Source organism: Bradyrhizobium archetypum, from assembly GCF_013114835.1.
Taxonomy (GTDB): Bacteria; Pseudomonadota; Alphaproteobacteria; order Rhizobiales; family Xanthobacteraceae; genus Bradyrhizobium; species Bradyrhizobium archetypum.
In genome coordinates, this window is sequence record NZ_JAAVLW010000010.1 from 60,318 (window position 1) to 71,155 (window position 10,838).

Annotated in this window: 8 protein-coding genes; 3 read left to right on the forward strand and 5 right to left on the reverse strand. The window is 54.5% G+C overall.

Annotated features, from left to right (window positions below; genetic code table 11):
* Positions 1 to 585: 585 nt before the first annotated feature.
* Complete coding sequence (locus tag HCN50_RS28310; protein WP_376700335.1) at positions 586 to 1,023, forward strand: MarR family winged helix-turn-helix transcriptional regulator; 438 nt, start codon at positions 586 to 588, stop codon at positions 1,021 to 1,023.
* 1,262 nt (positions 1,024 to 2,285) lie between these two features.
* On the opposite strand, the gene HCN50_RS28315 is transcribed toward HCN50_RS28310, so the two are convergent.
* Together HCN50_RS28315 and HCN50_RS33125 are read right to left on the reverse strand one after the other, a co-directional pair.
* Entirely contained in the window at positions 2,286 to 3,116 is an 831-nt protein-coding gene (locus HCN50_RS28315) for a Crp/Fnr family transcriptional regulator (RefSeq protein WP_171713178.1), read from the reverse strand.
* Between the two features lie 207 nt (positions 3,117 to 3,323).
* Positions 3,324 to 3,647 (reverse strand): hypothetical protein, encoded by a 324-nt coding sequence (locus HCN50_RS33125; protein ID WP_210265135.1) that lies wholly within the window; start codon positions 3,645 to 3,647, stop codon positions 3,324 to 3,326.
* A 1,896-nt stretch (positions 3,648 to 5,543) separates the two neighbouring features.
* Here HCN50_RS33125 and HCN50_RS28325 point away from each other — a divergent pair.
* A complete protein-coding gene (locus HCN50_RS28325; protein WP_171713290.1) occupies positions 5,544 to 6,020 on the forward strand; it encodes an Lrp/AsnC family transcriptional regulator in 477 nt (158 codons plus the stop codon).
* A gap of 953 nt (positions 6,021 to 6,973) precedes the next feature.
* Here the strand turns inward: HCN50_RS28325 and HCN50_RS28330 are convergent.
* The gene (locus tag HCN50_RS28330; RefSeq protein WP_171713179.1) at positions 6,974 to 7,807 is read right to left on the reverse strand and encodes a 4'-phosphopantetheinyl transferase family protein; all 834 of its coding nucleotides are present in this window, start codon (positions 7,805 to 7,807) and stop codon (positions 6,974 to 6,976) included.
* 311 nt (positions 7,808 to 8,118) lie between these two features.
* Complete coding sequence (locus HCN50_RS28335; protein ID WP_225670016.1) at positions 8,119 to 8,364, reverse strand: hypothetical protein; 246 nt, start codon at positions 8,362 to 8,364, stop codon at positions 8,119 to 8,121.
* An 889-nt stretch (positions 8,365 to 9,253) separates the two neighbouring features.
* Between HCN50_RS28335 and HCN50_RS28340 the strand changes: the two genes are divergently transcribed.
* Positions 9,254 to 9,544 (forward strand): antitoxin MazE-like protein, encoded by a 291-nt coding sequence (locus HCN50_RS28340; RefSeq protein WP_171713180.1) that lies wholly within the window; start codon positions 9,254 to 9,256, stop codon positions 9,542 to 9,544.
* Between the two features lie 478 nt (positions 9,545 to 10,022).
* Here the strand turns inward: HCN50_RS28340 and HCN50_RS28345 are convergent, their stop codons facing one another.
* Positions 10,023 to 10,679: an FkbM family methyltransferase gene (locus tag HCN50_RS28345; protein WP_171583031.1), complete on the reverse strand. Its 657-nt coding sequence runs from the start codon at positions 10,677 to 10,679 to the stop codon at positions 10,023 to 10,025.
* Positions 10,680 to 10,838 lie beyond the last annotated feature (159 nt).

Here is a 10,838-nt window from a genome sequence, read left to right on the forward strand (position 1 = left end):
TGCTCGATTGAGGAGCGCGCCCAGTTCAGGCTTCCATCCGCCGACATGACGCTGGGCTGGAAATGCGCCCTGCGATCGCATCTGAGGCGTGCCGCGGTAGAAACACCTAGCCATGCCCCACTCCTATGCCGTTTCGCCGATTGAGATGGGTTTGACCGCGCGATTGTATTTGCCGACACTCAAAACAGTCTGGCTCGTGAAACTGGATTACGCTTGGCCCTGCATAGTAACGAGATAGCGATATTGATTAATGCAATGCGTCCGGCTTCGGCGAATAAATTCTGCGGTCCCGCGCTTTTTTTCGACCGATTTCACCACATCGAATTGTCCACTTTTGCTCACGGCAACCCAGCCCCCCGTTTTCGATTGCAGTGACGCCAAGGTGATCCGGAAGTTCGCCGAGTGCCCGAACGATCTGAGCGCGCTGTGGGTTCGCGCGGACAGCATTGTCCGTGTTCTTAATCTGCGCTAGGGGAAACGAACCGAAGGATGAACTGCTGACATATGATGACTCAGGATATGCCCAGTCTAGCAAGAGCGGTCGACAGTGGCTCTGCTGAGAGTCAGGAGGTGGTCCGGCGATTCATGTGGGAAATAAGATCGATCAATTTATGTCTGGAGGAACTTCGCCAATTCCGGGCCGATGTACTTGGCATTACCGGGCCACAGTGGATGATCTTGATGGCCTTGACGGAGTTGGACAGAGAGAACGGTGTTCCGGTCAACGTGGTATCGAAATTTATGCACGTCGACCCTTCATTCGTCACGACCCAATCAAAGCTGCTGGAGAAGAAGGGCTTCCTGCGGCGTAGGACCTCCACAAGCGATGCCCGGGTCGTCCAGATGTCACTGACGGACAAGACTTACAAGCATCTCGCTAGCGTCGCTGCACACCAGGAACTCCTCGATGAATTTGTTTTTGGTGATTTCGGTCTTCACGAACTGAGTGAGTTCGCTAATAGGCTCACTGCACTTAGGCATCGGCTAGAGAAAGCTCGCTTGAAAGTCGCCCTGGAGTCCTGAGACCAAAACGCATAATCCTTATGGCGCGTCTGAACGAATTCCAACTTTCATGACGACACTTTCCCCGGTTCCATTGATTGTCTATGGTGGCCTGGGGCCCGTGAGGGGTGCGTAGATAACAGGAAATAGTCAATTGGCGGAGACACCAGGGGACCGCTTTCTAAAGCGGCCAAGATTGAACTCGCGGCATTCGAGCATCGCGAGCGCGAGTTTCTCAAACGGGATCGCGACGAGCGGATAAGACAGCTACTGCGCAGCATGCCAAAGAGCGAGAAGCGTCAATAGAACGGACGCAATCAATAGTCAGGAGACAAGCGCTAAAATCTACCAAACATCCCGTGATGGGACATAAAAAGGTAACCCTAGGCCGTCCTACAGCGCCCTTTTTGTTGGACCTCTACTAATGACCTGCCTAAGCAGATCGACTCCTAGGTAAGCTTGACCTGGAGGCCCGCGGCACGTCCGGATCGCGGACCTCAATTGCCATCCGAGCCCTTTGGGGCTGTCGCTCGGGCTGGCTCGGCTTCTTGTATCTGCACATCGAACCAGCCTAGGTCCCTTAGCTCGCGCGCTTTCTTTTCGGCTCCGTCCCGACTATCTCGCTTCAATACAATGCGGCTTGCACCATCGCGGGCAAAGATTAAATAGGCCATTCTTCAGTTCATATTTGGTTTGAGTCTGAGCGAAAAGAGGTCGCAGGCATTTTCGCGCTGCGACCTTCGGGCCTAAACAATCCGTTATAAAAACGCTCGATCCGCCTGCTCGATATTTCGGATACTGATCTCCGCAATAAGGACTGTGGAGTCACATTTTGCTGTTCCTGATGAGGAACAGAACGGTTGTTGCAGCACCGAGACACGATTAATGCAGAGCCCGTTTACCGTGGGGCTTATTTAACAAAGTGGCGTTCGGGAATGGTCATCGATCAGATGACATTTAACAAGATCATTCCGGCAACTGTACCGATGCGCGCGAGGTCGGCCCAATGGCGACGCCCTCGTAACGTGCGGGCGATCGCCAGATGCCGACCGTTGCGACGATATTGTAGGAAGTGCGTAGCCGACACAAAGGCCGCTGCAGCGGCAAGTCCCCTTTCCAAAGGCGACGCAGGACGTCCATGTGGACCAATCCGGTATGGGACGGCAATGCCTCGAAGCCGAAAACGGCATGACGGTGTATCTGCGCATGTTAATGCGACCGGGCAGACAACACTGCCGCCGGCAACGCGTCTGCAAGATGCACTGAACGCCTGGGCGATTTTGCTAACCGCCTGCTCTTCTGCTGAGGGACTCAGAAAGGGCATAAGCGCCTGAAAGAAGCTTGTAACAACCACATGCCTTTTGCTCGAGACCCTTGCGTTCATAGATCTGCAAGACGCCACGCATCTTGCGAATTAACCTTTGTTCTTCGAATCGGATTAGCGTCTCGGTTACACCAGCGCGGCGCAACCCCAACGCGAACGAAAGGTAGTCATGGGTAATTGGAAGCACATGAGCGCCCAGAGCATCACTCGCCAAACAGAGCCAGCTCGCGAGCCGCTGTTCGCGATCGTGCCGAATCCCGCACAATCCCGTCTGAGCGCAATGCAAGGTCAGCGCTTGAACGTACCGAAAAAGATGTTCTCGGATTTCAGGACGCTCCTTCGTCACCCGACGCAAATCCTCGACCCGGATCCTGTGCGCACTTCCGGGAAAAAGCACAACAGATTGGTGCGTCGAAATATGCCCTACCACTAAGAGCGAAGCGCCGACCGCACCCCAATCTCCTATCACCGCCGATTCAAGGATGCTTTCCGCCGCGACAATTCTCAGCGAGACGAGGCCCGACTCGATAAAATAGACGTAATCAAGATGCTTTTTCGGCTCCTGCAGGATCATGCGTTCTTTCAGCACGATCGGCTCAAGGAACTCGCCTATTGCGGCGAGGTCTTGCAGAGAAAGACTGGCGAGGATCGCATTTTTCACGAAGGAGCGCGTACGAGGACGCATCTTAACAGGCCGGTCGAGCATCGGCTGTTTGCCGGAGACCTTTGTGAGTGCTGCATCTCTTGAGCCGTCAAGCGCTTCGCGGACGGTGGACACATGGTCGGTCATAATGCGGCCCCCTCTCCCGACATGCGGCGATCACCTCGCTGACACGTAACGAAAACTTGATTCGGACTGTAAGGACACTTTCATCCTGATTAAATGCAATGAGCCTGGGGTTGAAGCTCAAATCCCGCGTTCGAGCGCCCTTCCTCGACGGATTCAATACCTTCCCCTGTCGAACTGCTTCTCAAGTGCGGTGTCCGCCAGGGCGCCTCAGCCCGCCAACGCGAGCGTTGCACGAACCACCACTCGATAGATTCCACGAGCGGTTGGCTTTTCTGTTGCCGAACGAGACGGCGCCTCCGGGCTACAGCAACGGATGTCCTTCTCGATGGCATAGAACTCGGCGATGTGCTTGAGCGCCTCGCCCGCAATGGGCGAAGGACCAGGAGTGGCAAGTTCGCAGAAGTTACGCCGCGCGTCGATCGGCAGAATTGAGAGCAACGGCTGAGTGTCGATGAAACAGCGTCGACCAGCATGATCAAATTGAACCGAAGATTGAGTCCGACCCATCGTTGGTGAAGCGCACACCACCATCAACTCGTCGTTAGGCCGATGCCCTTCGTCCTCTAAGCTGGGTGACACCTTCCCGTCAGTTCGTCGTCAGCTTGCCTGAGTATCATTCGCAGCAGGGCGTAAGCAGCCCGAACTCACTGCGACGAAACGTACGCCGAAAGGACCCGCGAATCGTCATGTATAATCGAATCAGTGGCTTATCCACACACGCTACCCGAGGTGACGAGCTGAGTCAGTCGTGGACAGCGACAGCTTTACCCGCCGTTATCAACCGTATTCTATGGCGGTAGCTCCAGACCGATCGCGTAAAAAGCGAATAACTAGCGATTTCATAGTGCACTCCTTCCATCCACACGACGATGATCGGAAGAAATGTGGAGAGGGAGCTTCTCTATGGCTCCGTAATGAAACAGGACGGCCGATCGACATCTCGCAAACTCCGCCGGTAACAAATCGCTCGTCCGTTGAAGCTTGTTGGCCTGGCTGCATTGGCAGTGGCGACCTCACGTGTGCTGCTATACGCAACCCAAACCGTCCCAGCCGCTTGAATTCACTAAAAACGGCGCCAAAACGCAGAAATAAACCGTAGATGCGCGGCTCATTGCATTAATCAAGATCTAGATATTCGCTAAATTCAGCAATCCTCGCGAAGCGCTCAGCGAGCTGCTTCGCCAAGAACGTGCACATCAGACTTGGCATCGCTGCACCTCACCTGCAGGCATGGTGGAAGCGGCGAAGACGCATGGTGAAACGGTGAAGACAATGTAGGGAGGCTATCTACGCAGTGCCCGGCTAGAGGCGAACATCGCAAAGCTTCCATTTTGGCTCGATTGAGAGCCTATGATCTGTGGTGGCCTCGAGATAGCGCGCGAGGCTTGCATCTATCGATGTTGCCTCGGTGACATAGATGCCACTGTCGGCCTGATTTTCCGGTCCCCCCAACACACCTAAAAATTCGTGATGAAGCCATGGTGCGCGACTTCGCCAAAGGATGACGCTGTTGACAAGTTTTCAAAGCTTAGTTGTTCCACACTGTGCCACATCTATGAGTAGTTCGATTGATGATAGCTTAAGTGAGATGAAATCAGTGCGGAACGAGATTTGGCGGTGTCGTAAGTTGCTTCAAAACGAGATGCCTGATGAGCAGCGAAAAATCGTCGAGCAACGCTTGGTTGAGCAGCGCTCTGCTTTCGATCGGCTCTTAGCGACCACATTTCCTTTCACGTTGAGGCTCAGGTCAACTTCAGTGCCTGTGCCACTCAACACCTAACCAAACTTAACCAGCATGAGCTCCTATCCTCCCTCTCCTTCGGCTCCCCTGCGATCCAGCCCACTTAGTTGATCAATGGAAGTGAAAAGGGTGGCAAATGCGATGCATGATACCAGGCGGGATGTTGATTCCTGTCATTGCATCGAGGTGATGGCCCCGGGGCGCGGCGACGATGGATAGGCGAGGAGAATGCCCGCATCGTGGAGCACGTTTTCAGAAGGGTGTGAACATTGTACGCGGTCTTTGGCGCAATCGCGTTGCCCGCGAAAGGCCGCGATCGGCCGCCAGCTTGAGCAAATCCGTCAGCAAGTCAGAGCGGAGAGGGCCGCAATCTCCGGAAGCAAAAGTAAAAGCAGAGCCAGCTTGAAATTTCAGCATAGGCGCTTCTTTAAAGCGAACGATCTTTGCCGAAGGTTGGAGCAGCAGGTGCTCGCACTAACGCCTCATACCATTCACACCTCGACGTTCAGGTTCAATGGCCGATCTTACTCCGGCAGGTTGATCGGCTCCTGGCAGAGCAGAGTCAACACCCAGCGGCCAGGACGGTGCGATCGCCCACGCCGTTATTTGTTGAAATCATCGCATGCATTTGGGATATTTTGGACGATTTTCGGGATGAAATTCACCTCAAGGCCGGGGAGCCGATTATGCGATACGATCGGATAGACGCCCGCATCCTCGAGTTGGTGCAAAAGAATAACCGCCTAACTTCCGAGGTGATCGGCGCACTGGCAGGGCTTTCTGCTACCGCGTGTCAACGCCGACTGAAGAGGCTCCGTTCGGAAGGCATTATCGAGGCCGATGTTTCAATCGTTTCGCCCAAAGCGGTGGGCAGACCTATTCAAATGCTGGTGCTGGTGACCCTGGAGCGAGAGCGTTCAGATATAATCGATAGATTCAAGAAGGCCATCAGATCGTCAGTTGAGGTCGTCAACGGCTTCTACGTCACCGGCGACGCGGACTTTGTCCTGTACGTTACCGCGCCCACTATGGAGGATTATGAGGAGTTCACTCGGCGATTCTTTTATGTGAATCCAGACATCAAGAGCTTCAAAACAATGGTCGTATTGGATCGCGTAAAAGCGGGCTTTGCTGTTCCAGTTGAGACACCATCCGAGAATTGACTACACGCTGATGCAGGCGTTCACCCTGCGGATCGACGCGTTTCGCGCTTTTCGTCACTTACGGACATAGAACCGCCGATGAATTGGCTTGGCCTGTCGATATTGATGAAGAAGGCTTTGAAAAGCTTCCGTTCTCCCTTTCGGTACGACAGCAAGCGATAGGTGTGCCGTACCTGCTACCTGAGCGGACGAGCTCCAATTGATCAGAGGCCTTGGATGAGTTGAGCCTCGCCCGTCGTTTGCTCACCTCACGCAATAGCGGCGAAAGGTCGATACCTAATCTCTCGCCGATAAGTTCAAGCAGCACAATCATGACCGCCGATTGCCCGCCTCGAACCGACTGAGCATCGGAACTGAAATACATGGCGCCGATACAACGTCGTCAAGAGTAACTCCGCGCTCGAGCCGGGCACGCCGAATGGCAGCACCCCTCCTCTAATTGATCGGCGCGTTTGCTTCCGAACGGAAACGTGCGCAGGCCAACGCGAATCGCGACTCGGCAAACCGTCACCCACCATTTGATCATCTCTGGCCTGGGGCTGTTGCTTGAAGCTCGCCTGCGTCGCTCCCGCGAGATCGATGTTGCGCATCCCGCAGTTACATAGGGGTTCGATGTTGGCCCTAGTGGCCATCGCTATTGCGACCGTGGGCATCGCGCGAAACCCGGATGACGGCAGCTACTTGTGACCTGCCAGGCGATACTTGGTTTCCTGATTGAGAAACCACATGATTGACCGGCATCTCAGGTCGCATTCGATCAGAAAGGGCTGGTGGGAGGACCTGGTCTAGTCGGATCAGGGGAGCCGGGCGCTACAGGATCACACATATCAAGCTTCTTATCGGAATCAACGCCCGGCCTCACTTGCCTAGTAGAACAGAAGACTATTTTTCAATTGCAAGGCACACTCGATGAGGTTCTCTTGTGGCCTTCCAGCAATATGAGACGAGATGCATCACGCGCCTCGAAATCGCACGGCTAGTGCTAGAATTCCTCCGACAAATGGGCGATAGATTCCTTTTATGGTTCGACTGCCAAAACTAGTAGGCTTTTCTGGGTTGACAATCTCGGCTTCGAAGACCCCGCACTGGTCATTCGTTCTGACACTGACATCTTGAAAATCCAAGAATTCGCCAGTTGCCGGGGCATATGATTTGTATACGGCTTCCTTTATTGCGAACAACAATTTCGGGCCGAAGCGACTGCTGGACCACTCCTTGCGCTCAATTTCCTCGCAGGTGCATACGAACGGCAAAAGGTCCGGTTCGAGCGGTTCTTGATCTTCAATGTCCAATCCCAGAGCGAGCACATTCTTGGAGCTTCCGACAACAGCTCCGCAATCAGATGAAGAGTGTGAAATGCTCCCGACGACTCCCGAAGGCCAAAGAGGAGCCCGATCCACTCTCGACAAAATCGGAACAGGAGCGAAACCCAATTTACGCAGTGCCTCATGAGCGTGATGCCGTCCCCAGGCGAACTCACGCCGACGACGAAGCGAGACGTTCCCCAACATGTCGTCTTCAGCCGGAAATGGGAGGGGAAACGGGTCATATATTGATCCGCCAGAAAAGCTGATGTCGTGTGCCAAAGCTGCGCCGATAGCAGCCCCTAACGTCGTGAGCGTTTTCATAGATTGGGCGAACCTTTGTTCTGGAAAAGTGTGAAGCTGCAAATCTGCACTTGCTTTACGATTGCTAACCTGAGACCGCAGGCCACTCAAGGCCCGCAGCGTCCGAGACGAGGTCATGCTCTGCGACGCACGATATTTCGACGGCAGGATCGGACGCATCGAGCGTGCATCGGACGAGCTCTGCGCTGACGCGACCCGCTTTCGAGATCGACAGCCCTCGCGCCACACCTGGCTGGCCGAATTGCATCACCATTGTTGGGGCTGTCGCAGAGTGCTCAGTGGACGGGTACGGCTTTGAACAAACGGTGAGGCAGAGATCGGGGCGGATTGGTACTCTGCTTGTGGACCTCGAGCAGAATTATGTAGTCTATGTGTAATCTAACGTGTGGGGCCGACCCTCCATTATGATGTCGAACCCCCGAGGGCGACTTTATGCTGCGCGCACGTGCAACGAGCTCCATTCCGTTCGCTCACTGCATTTGATCCGTGCCGCGACCGATGAACTCGAGCACCGACTGCGCCTTGTGGATCTCACGTGCGAGGCAATTGAAGATCCGGGTCGCAGATTCAAGTGTGACGACAAGTCCAACCCTCTCGCATGATAGCTCAAAATGGTGCGCAACCTGTTCGTTGGTGGGTGCAATGCCACTTTGCAGCGAGCTCATCGCTAATGATGCGAGCATGTGCTCGACCACGTCTTTTTCGGCCTGAGTCAAGAAATGCTTCCTTCTGAATGTTAGCTCGCCTGTGATCGACGTTGTGGTCGCCGTTGAAAGACCGGCCAAAGCCGCTCCGCCTCCGCGCCTGTGTTGCCACAAGGGTCACATTATGCCGGCTCACGAAACTTGCCGCGAGACAGCTTCCGTCGACTTCCAGGATCTACTTCTGGGGCTGTGGTAAGCAGAACAAGGCTCAAAGACGACCTTGCGCATACGATGTCGAAGGTTCGAGACATTTGCCAGATCCGCAGCCTCACCGATTGGGCGCTTCGCCGCGACAAAACGGCGGCGTTGAATTCTGCACGCATCCCGGGTCCGCAATTACACGAACATGGTGACCGCGCCGGCGCACCAGCCGGGCCGCGGTGAGCAGCGGACTGAGATTTCCCAACGTTCCCCACGAAACGAGAAGATAGCGCAAGACATCACAGAGGACAGCTCCTTCGCAGTGGTACCGCGCTTCCTAAGAATTCGGCGCGCTCTCGCCACGTGCTACAGAGATCGGCTACCGTGCGCGCCTAAGAAGACCGCAACGTGCCACGCGGCTCAGCCAGTGCGGCGCACGCCTCACCCACATGGGGAACTCTGTCTTACGGGGAGGCCGGCCGCCCCAACCGCTTGCACGGACTGATTTACCTTCCACGTCGCACCACTACGAGCCCTCTTACGAGCCCTCTTGGATTTGTAGATCTTCGATCCTTGACTCCGATCAGTTTCGAACTGCTATCACGCGAAGTGACTCAGCCTCTCAAAACCCACACTGACTGAAAGCGTCACGAGGATGCTCGCGAACACACGAAGCTCTCAATGCTAACGTTGCGTGGCACTCACATTTGAGTTGCTAATGATGGGCTTTGGTCAACAAAAGCCTACAACCTGACGCAACGTGAGATTCAAGCTGTTTTTGTTGGGCTTGCGGCCTTTCCGGATTGTGGTACCCGATGTGCGGTCTCCATTCTTCCGGAAGCAGGCCCATCGTCAGTCACTTGCTGTTGCAGCCAGCAGCCAAGCCCGCAAGGAGCAGGCTTTCATCGACGACGTTTCCGACCTGGACGGACAAGACGCGGCGAGATCTGGACCGTCGCTTGCGGCAAGAATTATGCAGGCAAGCCGCGCCCGTGTTCCGGCTCATCATCGAGCCGAATGGGTGCAACGGCTGCTCGCGACATCAGACTGATGGTAGACAAATCACAACCGTTCGCAACGTCAAGATCGGCAGGCGTGTTGGTCGTCCCGGCGACGAGATATCGTAGGGCTCAATCAGCGGAGATGGTGTTCCTCGGCATGGCCGTATCACCTAGGAACAAAAAATGAAGCCGTGACCGCTGCCAAACCGCCGATCTGCGCACAACGATAGCCATTTTCCAGAGGGACGGCGACCTCAACACGAAATTCGGTTAGCCACTCTTACCTGGCATTGATGTTCATGCCTCGTGCCAGTCAACCTAGTTTGCGCTAGCGTTTCAAACATGGTTGTAAGAAATCATCTCAGGAAAAATAAGTGCGATGGAGGGATTCACTATCAGGTCTGTTCATCCTCTTCGTCGTGACCCTGCTCGCCGACCCAACTGCAGGTAAGTACGGTCAGCGTCCGCCCATTTTGGCCGAGGCCGACTATCTCTTCGGCGGCCTTGTACACGCACTCACAGCTCCTTCTACAGGCTCGTGTTCCTAAGCAAGACATCACCCTCGACTCCATGGGGATACTGCTTCACGACTTCGAACGATGGTAACAAGTCAAGAATGGCTTGCAGGGACTGCTGCCCTTCATAGAGCTCCTGGTCGCTGTATTCCGTATAGATAAAGCGCGTGTTGCTCAAGCTATGTCTGCCGCCAGCGATCACATCGGACTCGGCTCCCTGCACGTCCATCCAAATGAAATCGATGCGTTTTAAGTTCGCCTCATTGCACCAGTCATCCAACCGTCGAGTTTCAACTGAGATTGGATGATCAAACTGAACCCAGTCATATTCCAGGAGGTGATTCTTGGGTCGGCGTATTGAGCCAGAGAGATCCCAGTCCTTGGCATCTCCATTTCCATTGCTTGGATGGAAATCGATCCTGCCATTTCGGTCACTGACCGCGATCTCAAATAACTTCACCTTGTCGAGATACCGATCCATGTTTTTCTTGAAGCGAGCAGCCGCTCGGGGATCTGGCTCAAAGCAATAGAGCTGAGCCTGCGGGCAGAGCTCGAGAAACTTTCGCGTATCTGTTCCGTCGTTGCAGCCGATGTCCAAGATAACGGGATCCGGCTTTTGAAGAAGAGAAACAATCTGCTGATGTACTGTTAAGGAAGATGTGGGTTCCATGGGAATATGCGGTCTCTTAGAGAAGGCCTGCCGAAGCCTAGCAGCAGTCCTGTCGAGAACTTTTGGAGCGCTCGGCAGATGCCTACGTACAGGGCCCTTGAACGTTGTTCTTGAATTCTCGATTACACGCACGCCCCTCCTGCGCAATGTATATCAATG